Source organism: Planctopirus limnophila DSM 3776, assembly GCF_000092105.1.
GTDB lineage: Bacteria > Planctomycetota > Planctomycetia > Planctomycetales > Planctomycetaceae > Planctopirus > Planctopirus limnophila.
Genome location: NC_014148.1, coordinates 4,330,974 through 4,349,778, shown reverse-complemented (window position 1 = coordinate 4,349,778; position 18,805 = coordinate 4,330,974). Strand labels below are relative to the sequence as shown.

Sequence of the window (18,805 nt, the reverse complement as noted above, 5' to 3'; positions counted from 1 at the left end):
TCCCATGCCGCTCATTCCGGTGAGTGATCTGCTCGACAAAAACCTGGATGTTTATCGCGATGTGAAAGCTCAGAACGCGATGCGACATGGCAAGTACTTCATTGTCGAGGGTGTGCGTACTGTCGAGAGATTACTGGCCAGTAAGTTTGAGACAGCGTCCATTCTCGTCACTCAGGAAAAAGTCGCCGCCTGGGCAGGGCTGATTCCACCCGAGATTCCCGTCTATATCATGCCGACCGAGATGGCCTCTCAACTGATTGGCTTTCATCTGCATGTGGGTGTCATGGCTTGTGGTCTACGGCGACGGACAGCTTCTCTGGAACAGCTCCTGGGGCTTCCCGAACCTCCCAAAGATCAACGACTGGCCACAACAACCTCTATAGAGAAGTACCACGAGCTAACTGCCTTCCAAAAGCCGCTTCTCATCGTCTGCCCGAATTGCGACAACCCGGAAAATCTGGGTGCCATCATTCGCATTGCCAGTGCTTTTCGAGCGACAGGTCTCTTATTGGGCAAAGCCTGTTGTGACCCGTTTTCCCGGCGGGTCATTCGCGTTTCGATGGGCAATATCTTTGGCCTGACGATTCGCGAAAGCCGCCATCTAGACCACGATCTGCAGCGTCTTAAAACTGAGTTCGGGTTTGAAACGATGGGCGCAATTCTCTCGGAATCGGCTGTCTCCCTGAAGAACGTCCAGCGGCCCCATCGCCTCGCACTGCTGCTCGGGAATGAAGCTGAGGGGTTAACGACTGAGTGGATGGACCACTGCAATCATCTGGTCACGATCCCCATGCCTCCCGATGTGGACAGCCTCAACGTCGCTGTCGCCGCCGGCATCTTCCTCTATCAACTCACCAACTGATACGGCTTCCAGGAAACCATTGCGCGTTATTGGTTGCGAAGACATGCTTGCCCAGAGCTGCAAGCATGGCACACAGCTGCAAGCATGGCACACAGGCCAACTCCCAACTCCCAAACACCAAAACAAAAAAACACGTCCCTCTTTCGAGAGACGTGCTTGATTTCCCATCGTTGCCGTCTGTTAAGAACGACTTCGATTACCGGAGGAGCTGGGCGATGGTGCTGGGCCCCTGATTGGCAATCGACAGCACCGAGATACCAGCCTGTACCAGAACCTGAGCCTTCTGCAGGTTGGCTGTTTCAGCAGCAAAGTCGGTATCGACAATCTCGCTGCGGGCAGCAGAAATGTTTTCCAGTGCCACACCCAAAGTCGAGATGTTGGTATCGATCACGTTCGACTGCACAGCACCAATCTGAGACCGGAGAGTCGTCACTCGTTCCAGCGATTCATCGATGATGCTCACAAGATCATCGTAAGTGATCTTCGGGCCCGAACCATCGAGGCTCTTGCGAACGTCTTCGAGGCTCTTGCCGCCACCGGAACCCAGTTCGGACAGTTTGCCGGTGATACCACCCAGGCGAGAAGTGTTGACCGCTTCAATCCCCAGGCCAATCTGACCGGCGGAAGTGGCCTGTTCACCAATCTGGAAGAGTGCACCACCACCGACGATGTTCAAAGTCGCTGTGGCGTTAGCTTCGTTGGAATCAGTCGCAAAGGTGAGCGAAGCAGCGACGCTGGCAGTGCGGAAGCTGGCCTTGAGACCATCACCACGGGCTGCCTGGCCGTTGATTGTCACGCCGATATCAGCACCGAAATCGCGAGTTGTATAAGTCGTGTCGTTCTTGCCTGTCGTCTGGAAGCTGCCAGACAGGGCGGTCACGTTGACCTTGGCTGAAGAGCCATACTCTGAACTTTCAAGAATGATATCGCCATTGGTCAAGCTCAGAGCTGTGCTCGCCACATCATCACCCAGTGATGTTGAGTCGCCACGTGTCGAAGCCAGCAGCACTTCCGAAGCATCTTCATCATCATTGATCAGAGTCGCGATGTCTGCGAGAGTCGAGGTCACGACACCGTTAGCATCTGTGGCTGCAGTAATCGTGATGACCTGGTTGCCATCGTTATCTGCTGCACCCACGCTGACACCCAGTGTCTGGCTGTTGCCAGTGGCATCGACGACAACACTCAATGTGCCGTTGGTTCCTACCGTGCGGTTATCTCCCAGCCGCAGGATGCCCTGATCAGTACCACCTGTCAGCGTATCAGCGGCTTCAGCGGCCTGAACACCCGAACCGTCGCCACTGGCCACACCCGTAACAAGCGAACTGGCAGTCGTATCACCAGCGACAATGGCAACCACGTCGTCGGCAGTGGCACTGACAGCACCGTTGGCGTCTGTTCCCAGAGTCACAGTTACAGTGCGATTTGTTGTTCCTGTAACAGCCACCGATGTCGCCACGTTGTTACCTGAACCGGCGACGTAAGTCACCGAAACAGTACCACCCAGCGAAGCATTCGTTCCCAGCTCGGCAGTCCTGCGAGCGTCAGTGAAGGTCACCACACCGTTGGCGCCTGAGCCTTTTGTTGCGGTGTTGGCAACAGCATCAACTGTCAGCTCAAAACCACCGACTACTGTAGCCACAACACCTGTGGTGTCCGCAACGTCGTTGATCGCGTCAGCAATGTTGGTGACCGTGCTGCTGCCACCCAGTGAAATCGCCTGGTTGCCGGTAGAACCGCCAATTTCCACTGTGGCAGCTGAAGTCAAAGCCCCGCCGCTGTATCGCAGCGATGCCTTTTCGGCGGCAGTGTTCACTGTCGCATTCAAAGCAATGCTGGTGCGTGAGCCGAAGACAGCCTGGTTCACCTGGAAATCACTGAATTTGTCCAAATCGCCGACTGAAACCGATGTCTGGAAGCCTTTGCTGCCGTCAATCAGTTTGTCACCAGCAAACGTGGTGTTGGACGAGATACGGTTGATTGCAGAAAGAATTTCGTCGATTTCGCCCTGGTTAGCCGTTGTTTCGCTGGAGGAAAGGGCACCAACGTTCAAACCTTCCTGAACCAGCCCGCGCAGCTTATTGAGCTGACCGCTGATTTCGCCCAGAGCGGCATCAGCCGTTGAGAGCACATTGTTGGCTCGATTGCTGTTCGAAATCGATTTCTCAATGGTGGTCGTCTGCAGTTTCAGTCGCTCACCAGCGAACAGACCGGCGGGGTTATCCCGGCCACTGTTGACCTTCACACCGGTCGAAAGTCGGGTCAGCGCCGAGTTCTGCTGACTGGTGGCTTTCTGAAGGTTGCGCAACCCACGGAGCGCATCAATGTTTGTGTTAATTCTCGTCATCGCACTTAGCCTTTCGGGGGGTGAGAGCGCTCCGTCGTATGCTTGGCCCGCCGTGCGCGATGTAAAGCTGCGCCTGCGCGGTTGTCCTTTGAAATACAAAGTCTCATCTCTGGCTTCGTCCGGAAGTTCCTGCCGAATTCACCATTGATTGATCGCCTCTCACAACCCGATTCGTCGAAATCGTCGGGAAGACACGATCGATCGGCATCGTCGTCATAGCCGGAACCTCAGTAGTTCCACCCACGAGAAAAACGCCTTGATAAACTCAGCGAAATCGTTAAAGCCTTGCGTGAGTACGAACAAACCCTAGTTCGCATTTCGCCACACGTCGGTCGGTATTGAAGATTTTTCGCAACATCTTCGTATTTGCGGGTAACGCCGCAAAACCGGTCAAATTGAACAGGCTGCTCTCAAACGATCACTCACGAGCTTGCCCTGTTCGCGCTGACTGCTATACACACCTTCCCAGTGAGCCCATTTGATTGATGGATTCAGGTGGCGTGGCTGGGGTCAAACGTCTTCGTTTGCCCCCAGGTCATCTGAGGTTGGTTAATCATCTCAAAGTTGGCAGGAAGTTCTGAGGAGCGCTACGGATGCATTTGTACTGATGACCTCGATTGACCAAGGGGCGGATGAGGACATCCGACCCTTGCCACCCGAAAGTCAAAACTTCGCATCACTCAATACAAAGAAGTGTGGGCAACCAGCCTGTTGTGGTGGCAAGTGACCTGATGCTGCGAGAATCAGCCCTTCAATAAGGGAGCGAAGTGCCGCACCACTTCCCGGGCACTGCGCAAGCCATCGACGGCTGCACTCACAATCCCGCCCGCGTAGCCGGCTCCTTCACCGACTGGGTACAGCCCGGGCATTCCCGGTGCCACACGCGTCTGCCGGTCTCGATCAATCCGGACAGGTGAACTTCCGCGCATCTCCGGCCCGACCAGCACGGCATTCTTCAAAAAGTTTCCATGCAGCTTGGCATCCATCAAGGGCAGGCTTTTGCGAATCGCCTGAGTAATCACCGGCGGCAACACCAGATCCAGTGCCAACGGCTTGACGCCACGCTCGTACGAACATTCCACGCGATCATCGGCACGCGGGGCTTTGCCATTCACGAAATCAAGTCCCCGCTGAATGGGACACGCGTATGTCCCTCCCAGAAGCTCGAAGGCGGCTGATTCATACTGCCGCTGTAAATAGACTCCCGCCAGAGGATGATTCGATCCGAACTCATTCGTCTCCAAAGTCACCACAATGCCGCTATTGGCAAATGGGGTATCGTGACGACTGTTACTCATTCCGTTCGAACAGAACATGTTCGGCTCGGAAACACTCGGAATGATGATCCCCCCCGCACACATGCAAAACGTAAAGACATCGCGAGTCGAGCGGGCCTGCAGGGTGTAATCAGCTGCTCCGAGCATCTCCAGATACTCGGGCCGGCCATACTTATGCTTGTTCACCTGCTCCTGGGGCTGTTCAATCCGTACACCCAGTTGAAAGGCTTTCTGCTGAATCGGTGCCCCTTGCTCCAGCAGCTTTTCGTAGGTGTCTCGCGCACTGTGGCCGATCCCTAAAATCACCACATTCGAGTACATCGGCCCGCTCGAAGTCTCAACTCCGATCACCTGTCCATCCCGCAGGATCAGACCTTCGAAGCGGCAATCGAACCGATACTCGCCACCCAAAGCTTCAATCTTGCGTCGGAAGTTCCGGCAGATCATCGGCAGCTTGTTACTTCCCAGATGGGGGCGATTCTCATAGACAATCGATTCGCGACCGCCACACTCGACAAAGCGCTCGAGCACCCAGTCAACATCCGGCCCTTCCATGCGGCAGGTGAGCTTGCCGTCACTGAAGCAACCGGCCCCGCCTTCGCCAAAAAGATAATTGTTCTCACGGTCAAACGCACCACCGCGATCAAACTCCCGTACGGCAGGGACACGTTCTTTCACCGCTTTGCCACGCTCGATGACAATCGGGCAATACCCCTTCATCGCCAGATAATGGGCAGCCAGCAATCCTGCCGGTCCCGAACCAATGACCAGTGGCCGACCGTGCAACTCTCCTTCGCCAGGTGCGGGATTATCAAACACCGGCGGCTCAAAAAACATCAGTTCCGGGCCCAGCCGCTTTTGCAAAGCTTTCGACTGCGCTATTTCGGAAGAGATATCGACCGATGTCGTATAAACAAAGTGCAGTTCGTCGCGCTTGCGCGCATCGAGACTCCGCTTTAAGATCCGATACCGGGAAAGATTTTCCTTCGGTAAACCTGTGGCACGAGCCAGATAACCAGGAAGTTCGGCTTCAGGAGTCCCTAAAGGGAGACGAAGGTTGGCAATTTTCAGTGGCATAATGTTTCATAATCAGTGTGCGAACGAGCTATGTCCGGACTAAGCGATAATATCGCACGCCACCCCACGGCGCACAAGTCGCCAGCTCTTCTGCTCACCAATGAGTCGATCACACTACCTTTGACCTCTGTTGATGGTTCGCCAGTATGCCCAGGAAGTCCAAAGCTCAACGGTCGAGTCTCAGCGTCAATCCCTCGCTGGCTGCCAGTAAGCCTGCCCGCCGCCGCTCAGAAGTTTCGCCAGAAACCCTCGCAGCTCTCGAAACGGGAAAGCTCGCCACACGGAATCTTGTCGAGTGGCTTGCTATGGATCAATTGCGATTGTTCACGCACCTGCTTGATGACCTGAAGCTCGAAACCACTCCTGAACTTGAGCAGGAACTCGAATCGCTGCGAAGCGTCGGGGTCATGCAAAAGTCGTGGGGATTGGGATCGTTACTCGCCCGGTTCATCACCCGGCATCCCAGACACCCGGTTATTCTGGAGGAGTTGACGACTCATCCCTCCGATGCCGTCCGCATCTGGACGATGACCGCGATCCAAAGCCCGACAAAGCTCACTCTTTCCCAGCGGCTTACAGCGATCCGCCCTTTTGCGGCGGATGAACATTTTGGTGTTCGCGAATGTGCGTGGATGGTCGTGCGACCAGCACTTGTTAACGACTTGCCCAAATCGATCCATCGCCTGCTCCCCTGGGCAAAACATCAGGATGCCAATCTGCGACGGTTCGCCATCGAATCGATCCGGCCTTGCGGCGTGTGGTGCGCACACGCCCCTGTTCTTAAGGCCGAACCGGAACTCGCACTACCGATTCTGGAGCAACTCCGTAGCGACGAGGCCCGCTACGTCCAGCTTTCCGTCGCCAACTGGCTCAACGACAGCAGCAAGTCACAACCCGAATTCGTCACCAGCCTGTGCCACCGCTGGCTCAAAGAATCTCCGACCAAAGAAACTCAATGGATCACGCACCACGCTCAACGCACTCTCAGGAAGCAGGGAGTGGGGAGTTGATGGTTGGAAGTTGGGAGTTTGGAGTTTGGAGTTGGGAGTTGGGAGTTGATGGTTGGGAGTTGGTTACCAGTGTGCCACTGCTGGCTGGCCAGCAGTGCTCCTGGCACTTGCCCAAAATCATCTCAAGCTAGGGCGGTTGAAACGAAGTCAGCTCGTTGGCGAAAGTTTTATCGTGCTTCACGAGCGCGTATAGGCTTACGGATGACCAGTCCCACAATTCCCCCCAAAAGTGCACCGAATGGAGCGGCGATCCTCGTGATATGCATCGTCGATTGAGAGGCCGCTCCTTTGCCCTGGTGATACGGCCAATCGCCATTCGCGAACGCCGCCGTATGTCCTGCAAGGACGGTAAGTGCCAAACCAATAACCGCTCCCCAGATGAATCCTCGCATGAGATCGGCCTATGCAGCTTCAATAGTCCGCCGATATGCGTCGGCTAGAATGAGAAGACAATTTGACGAGAAGGCTCACCACTCACTCTTTCTTCGGGGCTTTCTCCAGGAGGGCTTTGAATTCGGGGTCGTTTTCTAATGGCTTTAAATCCGGGTCTTTTTTCACCCAGTCGAAGTCATCAAAACCGCGCTCAATACTCGCCTTCAGGTCTTTGAGTGCCAGCCCCTTGTAGCGGTTGATCACCTCTTCTCCCGCCATAGTCTTCATCGTATGCTCCATCGCCCGGCTGTAAACGCAAGCGGCATTGTAGAGGTATTGATCATCCTGCTGATGCTTGGTGCGAATCTTCTCCAGTGTGCTGATTCCCTTGTCTGTCTCACCTGTTGTGACCAGGCAGATGGCATACCCCGTGACTGCCAGCGCATTCGTCGGGTCGAGTGCTACCGACTTCTCAAAATCGCCCCGCGCTTCGGGAATCTTGCCCTCCTGCAACCGCAGGTTTCCACGACCTGCCCACGCCTCTGGCAGATACTCATCGACTTCCAAAGCAATCTCAAAGCACTCCAGGGCCGATTTTTTCTGCTTCTGCTGGAGATAATGCTGGGCCTGATAAATGAACTGGTAGCCGGGCGACCTTTGCCGCAGATTTAATAGTGCGGCATTGGCATAGTCGCGGCGAGTATCGTCTTTGGCTTCATCACGCAGCTTGAGGAGCAATTCGCGTGCAGCCGGTGTTCCCACCTGACCAATCATCTGCATCAGCTGCTGCTGCATGTTATTGCTGTCCTGCTTGCGAACCGCTTTTTCAAGTATCGCCAGCAGATCTGGCGGAGATTCCTGCATCAATCCTTGCAGTGCACTCGAAGCCTGCGAAAAGTCGCCCGATTCAATGCAGCGAATCGCCAGGGGCAAGAACTCGGGTGCCTTGAGTTCTCTCAAGGCCAACATGAGCTGATTGCGTTCTTGTGGCTTGAACGAATCAAATCGATCGGCCAGTTCCTTACCGGCCGAAGCATCCGCAATCGCACCAATGAGTCGAATGGCTCCGGAACGATCGGCAGTTGAGTTTGTACTGGAGTTATCGAGCCGGGCCATCAATTTCGGCAGCACGCGCGGATCGCGCACCTGTCTCAAAAACTGTTCGAGCAGGGGATCGAACTCTCCTCGATCGAGCGAAGCGAGGGCGTAATCCATCGCCAGTTCCCGGCTTTTGCGATCGGATCGGCGAGAGAGGACATCGAAGGCAAACTTCCGTGTGGTCGCATTATCGCTGCGAATGGCTTCTTCCAGAAGTCCTTGTGCCGCTGGATGCCCTAGCACCACCAGAGCCGAAAGGACTTCTGTCCTGATTCCTCCCTGAGGCTGATGCGTATAGTTCGCCAGAACATTGGCCCAGGCAGCCTTCGGTGTTGCCGAGAGGACGGTCAATATGGGATCTCGACGCTCAGGTTGCACATCCTTTAATAGCTGCAACAGGACATCCTGATGCTGGCGATATCGAGACGTGGCTAAAGCCTCGGCAGCATCCGGCACGAGTTCCAGCTTTCCACTGGTGATAATCGCTTTCAGCTCATCAATCGCTGGTTGCTCGCTGAATTCTCCCAAAGCCAGCACTGCCGACTTGGCCAGTGGCTGATCCTCACTGCGTGTCAGTGCAATCACACGCGGTACTTCCGAAGAGGGCAATCGAGCCGCCCCATGCAGCAGGGCGGCTGGTTTCGCCAGAGGATGTCCACTCTCGATCTCACGCAGAATTTCATCGGCAGGTAAAAGTCGATAAGCATCGGCCAGCGCTGCAGAGATCGCATCGGCTGCCGTGGGATGCACGACTTTGGAACTATTCCCACGCTTCGACTGATCACGCTGGTTGGGGATGCTTGCCAGTTGAAGTTCCTGAATGGCGGCAGGAACTTCCGGCAGATAATTGATCTGTGGTCGGTTCCCTGGTGGTTGCTGGGCCGTGGTCATCAGCCAGCTCAGCAGCTGCGAGTTGACCTGCTTCACACTGAGATCCCAACAGGTAACGGCCCGCTCGACCTTCTTCAGCGACAGCTCTTCATAACCCCGGCACAAATCCTGAGCATTGACGGTATTCAGAATCCCCGAAATCGTCATCAGCCCCAGGACAGCACGCGGGCCCACCAGTTCGATCCGGAGCTTCAAAGCCGACCTCATCTGCCGATTGACATCAATCACAACGGGGCCAGCCGACGACTTCATCGTAATGACGCTGGGAGGAACATTGTTGTCTGTTTCCAGTTTGGCGAACACCAGCCAGACATTGCTGGCTGTTCCGGGAGCGATGCTCAACTCTGCAAATGGTTCAGCCCCTTTGAGAGAAATCGATTTCTCTTCGTACTGGAACTGCATGAGCTTCAATCGCTGCGGGAGATTACCAAACGGGTAATCCTTTCCTCCAATATTGGCACTGACATCGTCTTTTCGAATGACAATTGGCTCGGCACCGCCGTTGTAGATCGAAACATTGACTGCCAGATAGCGCATCAGGCCGGTTCCATCGTTCCACCAGCCATAATTGGCCATCTCAACGAGGGGAACAATCTGTTTCTGAAAGGACGTCGCCTCCGCCACTGGTCGTGGTGGATCGAAAAACGATGGGCGATCCCATGCTTCACGCTGTGCCCAGCTCTCCAGCAGTTTGCGGATCTCTTCTTCGGTGTTGATCGATTTGATCTCACTGGCCGGTGCAGCGGGTTGGCTGGGGGTAGCTGCACTGTTGCTACGCTGCGGTATTTCATTCTGAACCAGGATCACGTTCCCAGCTACGGCTCGAGCTTTGCGATTCGCCGGAACCACATCACCAGCGGCACTCACTTCCTGTCGTGCGCTAATCAACGTCAGTAATACAGGCAGCAGCACGACAAGCCTGCGAACTGACAGCAACAGCAGATACCGAGGGTGGTGACACATGTTCGAGTCATCTCGCTGTAAAAAACTTCTGTTCAGAAAACGATCGTTCGGACGGAATCAAGCCGCGATGAACCTGTCGGTCGCTCTGTGTTCCGCGTGATCTTTAGTAGCCGTGGCCAGCTGTTTTGAGGATGGCCATCTTTATTAAAGATTCTCACCATGCCACCGCAAACTTGCCACCAGAATCGCTGGATTCATCCCTGACGGTTTCTTCGTTTTCTTCAACAGGCACTGAACTTGTATACATGTTCTGCTCGCCCCTGTTAGTATTTTTCCCGATTTGGTTCATCAAGATTTGCTCGCACGCTTCGATTTCTGGCCTATGTTTCCACCGCAGGGCGTTCTCGAGAATCGCGGGCCACGAGTTTCGACACCCTCTTATCGACCTGGATTGGAGCAGCGGATGTCGGCTGAAGGTAAACTCTCACCGGCTGAGTATTTGCGTCGTGTCGGCATGGGCGTCGCCAATGCCCTGGGGCAAACTCCAGCCGGACCTCGGAAAGATCCCGTCGCATCTGGTGAAGGGCACCGCCAGCCTCCCGTAAATTCTCCAGCCACCAAATCTTCCCCACCAACTGACAATTCGCAGCGATTTTCCCCGGAGCGTTCTGCTGGCCAAGCCTCCGCTCAAGGGCCACGCACATCATCGCCCGCTTCGGCTGAGACACCAGAAACTTCGATCAACGCACTGCAGGCTGATATTCGCCAACTTCTGAAATCGAATGCTCAAACTGTTCGGCCCAACATCCCGCTCGATCCGATCAGTTCACGCGAGACTGAAGCTCCGCCATTAAGCCCTGCTTCTGGTGATCGAAAGCTCAATTCCCTGTTCGAGAGAGTTGAGAATTTACTCGGGCCACGCAAAACAGCTGGCGAGAACGAATACTTTCCTCCCGAACCCACCACGCTTTACGAAACTCGACTGACCGAAGACGAAGTCGAACGATTAATTCTCAAATTCCTCCTTGCCAAGGGATCCTCAACCGGCAGGCAAGTGGCTGGTCAGCTCAAACTTCCCTTTGCGCTCATCGAACCGATTGTCAAAGGTCTGAAGCAGGACACTCTGCTGGCTTACCGCAATACTGCCGAGATGGGCGATTACGAGTACTGCATTACCGATGTGGGACGCGAGCGCGCCCGCAGGTTTATGGAAGAATGCACCTATTTCGGAGCTGCTCCCGTTTCGTTACGAGATTACCTCCACGCGATGGAGGCTCAGTCGATCACTCGCCATTATGCCACCGAAGAGAGCCTCAAAACCGCTTTCAAAGACCTGCTGATCAATCCTTCGCTGCTGGAACGCCTGGGGCCCGCTATTAACTCAGGCCGCGGGATGTTCCTCTTCGGCGAGCCTGGCAATGGAAAAACCAGCATTGCGGAACGTATCACACGCTGCTTCGGCAGTACCATCTGGATCCCTCGAGCATTGGGGATCGATGGTGATGTCATCCGCCTGTTCGACCCTGGTATGCATGATGAAGTCGAAACGCCGCCTCAGGAACAAGGGCTTTTCAATCTCACGGGGATCGATCAGCGCTGGGTGCGGATTGTCCGCCCGACCATTGTCGCTGGTGGTGAGCTCACCATGGATCAACTGGAAGTCACACAAAACCAGACAACCAAAATCTGCGAAGCCCCACTGCAGCTCAAAAGCAATTGCGGCACATTTGTGATCGACGATTTCGGTCGCCAGCGCATGCCAGTCACCGAACTGCTCAATCGCTGGATTGTCCCGCTCGAAAAGCGCTACGACTTTCTGAATCTTCCCAGTGGTAAGAAGATTCAAGTCCCCTTTGATCAACTCATTATCTTCTCGACCAATCTCGAACCGCGTGATCTCGTCGATGGGGCCTTTCTACGACGAATTCCTTACAAAATTCAGGTTCCTGACCCGACGGAAGCCGAGTTCCGCGGCATTCTTCAGCGGTTAGCTCCTCATCTGGGTTTTCAGTACAACGAACAGGCCGTCTCGTACTTGATTCAGAAACACTACTTCGAGGTCAAACGTCCCTTCCGGTCGTGCCAGCCGCGCGATCTGTTGCTACAAGTTAAAAACTACTGCACCTACAAGAACATTCCCAAGCAGATGACCCCCGAGGCATTTGACTTTGCCGTCGCTAACTATTTCTCGGTCATGTAGTAACGCCCAGTGCATTGATCAGTTTTCTCATATCAGCCTATCGAGAAAGTCTCCACGAGATATGATCGATGAACCTCTGATAATCAACTGCACTTTCTGGCAATTCAATAACATTCGACAGCATCAATCGTCATTGAGTTCTCGATAGTTTTTTACATCAGCAGACTTGACAGTTCAAAATTGAGACATAGGTTTCGTAATGTCCACATGGGGTTAGCAGCATCATATTCTGCAACCTATCACAAGTTTTCTTGAACCAAACTCGGAACCCACTCGGAACCACATAGGGAGCTGCTCAATGTTTGTCGGAACTCGCATCAAGAAGTCGAACCCCCTCACATCATCACGCCGTAAGGGGTTCACACTCGTTGAAGTGCTGATCGTGGTCGTGATTCTTGGGATTCTGGCTGCAACGGTGTTGCCTCAGTTCACAGCAGCCACTGATGACGCCAAAGAAGCGTCGCTGCGTCAAAATCTCTCGCTGATGCGCAGCCAGATTCAAATGTTCCGGTTCCAGCATGATGGCAAGTTCCCTGGCAGTGGCTCGACAGATCCCACAAAGATTGTGGAACAACTCACTCTGGCCTCCAAGGCCGATCTGACCACTGCTGCACCAGGAACAGCCGGTTATCCATTTGGCCCGTATGTGATCGGTCAGTTGCCAGTCAATCCTTATTCCGGCGGACGGGCCGTGAAGATCGTGACCGACGTGGCTGCTGCCACTCCTGATATGGCCGAAACCATTGGCGACGAAAAAGTAGGCTGGATCTACAATCCTGCGACTGGTGAAATCAAGGCCAACGCGACTGGCAACAGTGCTGACGGTAAAGCTCTCGAAAAGATGTAAGACTGACAGCCATCTTCTTATCTGAGCCAATAAATAAGTAAGCCGCATTCGGTTCATAGCTGAATGCGGCTTGGCTATTTCTACCAATAATAATCGTGCGAAATGAGGTCTCTACTTTGCGTAGGGTGCATGAAGTTCCGACGTAATGCACCAATCATTCCTTGAACTTCTCACCTACTCCAGAAACTATGTTGCATAGGGAGTCTTTTAAACATGCTTGCTCCGGGCCGCAAGCATGGCACACAAAATGTAAGTAGATCGTGAAAGCCATATCTATTAAATGCTCATCGCATCATGTTCTTGAGCTTCTGCCACTGCTTCACCAGCTTTCGAGTGGTCACGGGCACGGCCAGCGAATCGAGCGATTCACACCCAAACCACCCGCCATGCGACTTGAGCTGTTCATAGAGTGCTTTGCTTTGTCTGCTGGCCACTCCATCCGAGAGATCGCAGCCAAAGGCATGCAGAGTGATGCGATAGCGAGTCACTCCATGAGTCAGCCGTGAAAATTCAGTGACTTCGCCTGGATGTACCGCCAATTGTTCCTGCACACGAGCCTTGAGTGACAAGGCCAGTGCTGATGTCGAGACGTCTTTTTCTTTCTGAAACTCTTCGCTGGTATTCTCGGGATCAAAAAGCGTATAGCGTGGAAAATCCCATAATCCGGCCCATCGCTCAGGCTTCTCGCGTTGCCGGAGAAATAGCTCCCCCTGATACTCGATCAGCAATGTGGCATCAACCAGCGGTGTAATGACTGGTCTGGCCTGTGCTCGGGGAATCTCGGCTTGCCTTGCTTCCTGAAATGCGCGGCAATGCTGCTGGACCGGGCATTGATCGCACAAGGGGTCGATGGGTTTACAAACAAGTGAGCCCAGTTCCATGAGGGCCTGATTGATCAGATCGGGTTCTTTCCCTGAAACAATCGATTCTGCGAATCCCCATAAGGCTTTTTGTCCTGCTGCATTTTTCAAGTCGCCATCATATCCCAGAATGCGGGCATACAACCGCTGGGTATTGGCTTCGACAATGGGAGCCGGCAGGCGAAAAGCAAAGCTCGAAATGGCGCCAGCCGTATATCGACCAATCCCGGGCAACTCGAGCAATTGCTCGACACTTTGCGGAAAAACCCCTTGGTATCTTTCCATCAACACTCGGGCAGACTGATGCAGATTGCGGGCTCTTGAGTAGTAACCTAACCCCTCCCACAGTTTGAGCACCTCTTCTTCCGGAGCACTGGCCAGCGCCTGCACACTGGGGAATTTCGCCATGAATCGTTCGAAGTAAGGGATCACAGCGGTCACGGTGGTCTGTTGCAGCATGATCTCACTGATCCAGATCGAATAAGGATCATGTGAGGCTCGCCACGGCAACGGGCGACCATGCTTTGCATACCAGGCGAGAAGTTGCTTTTGAAACTTTGTCTTTTGCATCCCGTCTACTGTCTATCGCCATGGGCATCAGCAACGCATCAGGCAACGTGAGCTGGATGCTTCAAGATCCTCGGCTCATCATCGTCGGTCGCAGTTTCGTCCGCGAGTGTCGGTACTGGATGTGTCCCAAAATCGGCGTCATTAACATCGATCGTCATCTCGGGCTCAGCATCGTGCAGAATCGACGGGCTTAAGCGGGCCAGGAGTGCCAGAATCGCGGGTAATGGCACCAGCGAAATGAACAGGCAGCAAGTCACGCCGATCGTCAGGACAGCCCCGAGGCTGAACAACCCCCTGTGCGCAGCAATCATCATTGCGCCAAAGCCCACCATGGTCGTCGTGACTGTCAGCACAATCGCATTCACCAGGCTGGGAGTGACTGTGTATGGGCCAGGTGCGCGATGGCGAAAATCGTGAAGTAGATGCACTCCACTATCGACACCCAGCCCGATAATCAAAGGCAGCACAATGAGATTCGCCGGGTTGAGAGGCATCTTGATAAGTACGAGAATCCCGAAGGTCATGGCGAGGCTCACCACAGGTGGCATCAACGCGAGAAGCGTCAATCCCACGCTTCCTGGTGATCGCCACATGGCGGCCAGCATCGTTATGAGACTGGCGGTTCCTACCATAATCAGTGGTGTATTCTCGAAGAGCCAACGCTTGCTCCAGAGTGGCAACTTTGCAGAGAGTTCAGGGACTGCCTGGCAAAGTACGGCCAGCACACCCACACCTAGTGCGAACAGCATCCCTGGGATCAGGCAACGCCAGATCAACTTCCCAGGCAGGAAATCAATCAGCAGCACCAGCACAATCACTGCCAGTGCATACATGGCAGCAATCTCATAACTGTGCTTGATCTGCAAAGCCGCTTCAAAATTCTGCAGCGGTGTCCCTGTGATATTCGGATCGACTTTTCGCACAGCTGTCACAAACTGCGTCAAAGGTTCCATATCCCAGATCTGCTGGGCGGGATAAACCTGCAAGAGCCACTGGTCTTTCCCATTTTTGGGCTGAGCCACAAATCGGGAAGTCAATTCAGCAGGCAGATCATTCAAAGAGACTGGTGCCGGGTTGGCTGCGGCCCGCAAGGCCTGAAACTGAGCCAGTAAGGCGTAGGACATGCGATACTGGAACTCACTCAAAATCTGCATCTGTTCTGGCAGCTCTTTCTCGGCCAGTTGATTGAGCGTTTGATCGAGCTTCTGTGAAAGTGCCAGAGATTTTTCTTCGGGCCGGCTCTTCAGATGGGCAAAGAGATCATCCAGGGCATGCCCGACTCGACCAGGATTTGAAGTCTTGGGTGCGGGCAGTTTCTCGGGAAGATGTTTCAGATGCGCATGAAACCCTTGAACAAGGAGTCGGGTTTCATCGGCCGAGTGATCGGGAAGTCTGGTCGCGATTTCTTCGACCTTGCGAACTTCTGGTAGCGCTTCAAACTTCGCCTTGAGTTCTCGCACCTGAGCTGGCGAGTCTGCCAGCGAGATCGCGAAGAGTAACGAATGATCGGACGAGGCAAAAATGCGATTCTGCGTCTCGACCGATTCCAATCCTCGCGCCTGCAGGTTGAGCAGATTGTGATCGTATGTCACCAGGCTCGTCAGTTGGCCATCTTTCCAATCCACGACCTGCACGACGAGCAGCAGTATGACCACGGCTGAAAAACTCGCCACGGTTCCGGGTGCATGGAGAATCGCCTTGCGAAGAAGTTCACCTTGAAACGGAGTTGGTAATTGTGCAGCCGATCGATGACGATCAGAGATCACCAGCATGGCCGGCAAGAGTGTAAACGTCGCCACCACACAGAGCAGAATTCCGGCTCCAGCAATCAGCCCCAGTTCAGCAACACCCAAAAAATCGGTGAATGCTGCACAGAAAAACGCCAAAGCTGAAGTGATCGCCCCCGTCAGGATGCTGACACCCACTCGACCGGAAGTATTGACCAGTGCCGAGCGAATCTCCATCCCTTGTTGGCGATGTTGAATGTACCTTGCGAGAAAATGGATCCCAAAATCGACACCCAGCCCGATGAGAATTGTCACAAACGAGATCGAGAGAATATTCAGATGACCAATCGTTAATGTCGTGAAGGCAAACGTCCAGGCGGTTCCGGCTGCCAGCATGATCATCCCGATGATGGGATGCCTGACACCTCGAAAACAAATCAGCATCAGAATCAGCACACCGGCTTCCGAGATCATCGAAGCCCAGCCCATGTCGGCTTGTGACCTTCGCATTTCGTCATTCTCAAGGACCGGGATACCCGTCAGGCTCATCTGCACTTCCGGAAGGTTCGATGTCACATCCGACATCAGTTCCCGCAGTCGATCAATCGATCGCGTGTGTCCTTCAAACGAACCGGCATCTTTCTGAACGGGTGAGGTTTTCAAAAACCCCATCGTTCCCGCGTCATTAATCAGGTAAACCGTCTGGTTCCCCTGGGCCTTCATCTGCGGGTCGAGTGTCAGCAAGTCGGGCCAGGGGTTGGTGAACTCGCCATCTTTCTCGACACCATGTGCCAGGCTGCTGACCAGTCGATCCACATGGTGGAGCAATCCGTGGATCTGCTCTTTCGTCGTCGCACTTTCCAGTTGCGTCTTGAGGATCAGTGCGACAGTTTCCAGCCGTACCAGATCCCAGTTGCCAGCCAGAATGGGACGATACTCGTCCAGTCTCTCGAGGCCCATGGCCAGTTGGGCGGGTGCCAGGTATTGCAGTCCTTTGCTGCGAAGCTCTCCGGGCTCGACCTTGTACAAAATATTACTGAAGAATTCTGGTTCCTGATGGAGCAGGGCCGCCAGTTCATCGAGCGACTGCTTGATCCGTTCGGGAGACTTCCCTTCGACGACGACCACCAGGTCGTTGGCTTCGCCGAAACTCTGCGTATACTTCATCCATCGCTGATGAAAATCTGCCGAAGGATTGATCAGATCGGATCGATCGGTTTTGAACTGGAGAAAGGCGACGCTGATCAGTGCAGAGATCACTACCGAAACGGCAGCAATGCCAATTGTGGCCCATGGTCTTTTGACACATGACCCGGTCACTTTCGAAAGGAAATGACTCAGTCGCGAGTGCTCTGGCTGAACTGACTCATCGGTGCGCATGGGCATCACACCGTTGGGGTTCGATCCCAAAGGTCGTGATGGATCTGTTGGTGGAACATCACTCTTCATCAGGCGATCCGGTGCCTCTGAAGGTGTCTGGTGGTGATGATCATGTCTTCACTGGATCTTGCGGCCACTGGCCAGGCAGACTTTGGTGGAACTTCTGGATGACCAGAAAAGCCGAAAGGGATCAGAACATTCAGGAGCTGACTCAGGTTTATCCTAGAAGAATGTGACGTTCTCTGTCATCACCACTTCTGTCAATGTGGGTGTTTTGTAAGCTCCGTGGCAGCCTTAGCATTTGGTAATATTTTTCGCAGATTCTGGAGCGATTTTCGTCATTAGGGCCCAAGATTTTCCTGCGCATGGCAACCATAAACCTTATTGCCAGCAATGTTTCGATAAATGGCTTGGTTCCGGAACGTCCAGTGGCTTAGTATGAATTGATCCCCGCAATCGCATTTCGAACGGCAAAATCTGCAGATGTCTCAAGGCCCCGCGACAACTCCTGCGCAAGTTCCGCCACTCCCTGCAGCAGCGAGTGCGGATTCTCATCCTGCAGGCAGCCAGGCCCCGGCGTGGCTCAAATCGAAACAACAAAAATTGTCGAATAAGCCGGAGACCTCTCCTGGCATCGATCTTTCCGGGGTTGCACCACCCTTAAACGATCAAACCTGGGCCCGCCGGCTGTTGAATTACTCGTTGACCTCTTATGGCCTGTCACTGCTGATACATCTGGCAGCGTTGTTTGTCCTTTCGTTCTGGTTCTTCAGCACCAATCTGCCTCAAGGGCTGCAGCTTTTTGGGGGATTGGCGAATGCTCCCGAAGATCAATTGATCCTCGATACAGCCCTTTCAACCATCGATAACACACCGGCTGCCCGTATTGATATGGCCCCGATTGATGCCCTCACACAATCAGCCGTCGGATTTGATCCCCTCGATGCCGCAGCCAGCGCCAAAGAAGGGACAGGCGATAACCCCGACGGTGAAGGCGTTGCCATGCCCAGTGTCGGTGTCCCCAGCTTCGCCATTACCAAAGGGAGTTTCAGTGTCTGGACAGAACCGAAAGACCCCAAACCCCGGCAGAATTACTACATCATCGTGCATATCAAACTCCCGCCCAATCAGACAGTCTATCCCAGCTCTGACCTGACGGGCGAAGTCATTGGAACCGACGGCTATCGTCTGATTATCCAAAGGGCAATCAAGGAAGCCGACACCCCGGCTCGTATCAAAGTCAAAAATAATGGCGTTCAACTCAAAATCTTTGTGCCTGGTGCCGAGCGGTTGCTACGCGATGAAATCCGTGTGAACTCGCGGGTTCTCAAAGAAAAACAAACGATTGAAATCGAGTTTTAAGCACCCGCCCTTCTTCGCACGT

The 18,805-nt window shown here is 53.9% G+C and carries 11 protein-coding genes; 5 read left to right on the top strand and 6 right to left on the bottom strand.

The features are described 5' to 3' along the window. Positions 1-4 precede the first annotated feature (4 nt). Positions 5-862 (top strand): TrmH family RNA methyltransferase, encoded by an 858-nt coding sequence (locus PLIM_RS17275; RefSeq protein WP_013111604.1) that lies wholly within the window; start codon positions 5-7, stop codon positions 860-862. A 196-nt stretch (positions 863-1,058) separates the two neighbouring features. Here PLIM_RS17275 and PLIM_RS17270 read toward each other — a convergent pair whose 3' ends face one another. Together PLIM_RS17270 and PLIM_RS17265 are read right to left on the bottom strand one after the other, a co-directional pair. Further along, positions 1,059-3,209 carry a flagellin N-terminal helical domain-containing protein gene (locus PLIM_RS17270; RefSeq protein ID WP_013111603.1) on the bottom strand — a complete coding sequence of 717 codons (2,151 nt, stop codon included), beginning with the start codon at positions 3,207-3,209 and terminating at the stop codon, positions 1,059-1,061. A gap of 743 nt (positions 3,210-3,952) precedes the next feature. Then, positions 3,953-5,563: an NAD(P)/FAD-dependent oxidoreductase gene (locus tag PLIM_RS17265; protein ID WP_013111602.1), complete on the bottom strand. Its 1,611-nt coding sequence runs from the start codon at positions 5,561-5,563 to the stop codon at positions 3,953-3,955. Between the two features lie 146 nt (positions 5,564-5,709). Here PLIM_RS17265 and PLIM_RS17260 point away from each other — a divergent pair, with 146 nt between their 5' ends. Then, complete coding sequence (locus PLIM_RS17260) at positions 5,710-6,573, top strand: DNA alkylation repair protein (RefSeq protein WP_013111601.1); 864 nt, start codon at positions 5,710-5,712, stop codon at positions 6,571-6,573. A 167-nt stretch (positions 6,574-6,740) separates the two neighbouring features. Here the strand turns inward: PLIM_RS17260 and PLIM_RS17255 are convergent, their stop codons facing one another. Next, positions 6,741-6,965, bottom strand: coding sequence for a hypothetical protein (locus PLIM_RS17255; protein ID WP_013111599.1), 225 nt, complete (start codon positions 6,963-6,965; stop codon positions 6,741-6,743). Positions 6,966-7,047: 82 nt separating this feature from the next. After that, positions 7,048-9,897 carry a TPR end-of-group domain-containing protein gene (locus PLIM_RS17250; RefSeq protein WP_013111598.1) on the bottom strand — a complete coding sequence of 950 codons (2,850 nt, stop codon included), beginning with the start codon at positions 9,895-9,897 and terminating at the stop codon, positions 7,048-7,050. A gap of 322 nt (positions 9,898-10,219) precedes the next feature. Here PLIM_RS17250 and PLIM_RS17245 point away from each other — a divergent pair, with 322 nt between their 5' ends. Then, positions 10,220-12,037 carry an AAA family ATPase gene (locus PLIM_RS17245; RefSeq protein ID WP_230849334.1) on the top strand — a complete coding sequence of 606 codons (1,818 nt, stop codon included), beginning with the start codon at positions 10,220-10,222 and terminating at the stop codon, positions 12,035-12,037. A gap of 298 nt (positions 12,038-12,335) precedes the next feature. Beyond that, complete coding sequence (locus tag PLIM_RS24925) at positions 12,336-12,884, top strand: type II secretion system protein (protein ID WP_013111595.1); 549 nt, start codon at positions 12,336-12,338, stop codon at positions 12,882-12,884. A 284-nt stretch (positions 12,885-13,168) separates the two neighbouring features. Here PLIM_RS24925 and mutY read toward each other — a convergent pair whose 3' ends face one another. Together mutY and PLIM_RS17230 are read right to left on the bottom strand one after the other, a co-directional pair. Beyond that, positions 13,169-14,314 carry an A/G-specific adenine glycosylase gene (gene mutY / locus PLIM_RS17235; RefSeq protein WP_013111593.1) on the bottom strand — a complete coding sequence of 382 codons (1,146 nt, stop codon included), beginning with the start codon at positions 14,312-14,314 and terminating at the stop codon, positions 13,169-13,171. 38 nt (positions 14,315-14,352) lie between these two features. Next, the gene (locus tag PLIM_RS17230) at positions 14,353-17,490 is read right to left on the bottom strand and encodes an MMPL family transporter (RefSeq protein WP_013111592.1); all 3,138 of its coding nucleotides are present in this window, start codon (positions 17,488-17,490) and stop codon (positions 14,353-14,355) included. A gap of 414 nt (positions 17,491-17,904) precedes the next feature. Between PLIM_RS17230 and PLIM_RS17220 the strand changes: the two genes are divergently transcribed. After that, positions 17,905-18,783 carry a hypothetical protein gene (locus PLIM_RS17220; protein ID WP_013111591.1) on the top strand — a complete coding sequence of 293 codons (879 nt, stop codon included), beginning with the start codon at positions 17,905-17,907 and terminating at the stop codon, positions 18,781-18,783. Positions 18,784-18,805 lie beyond the last annotated feature (22 nt).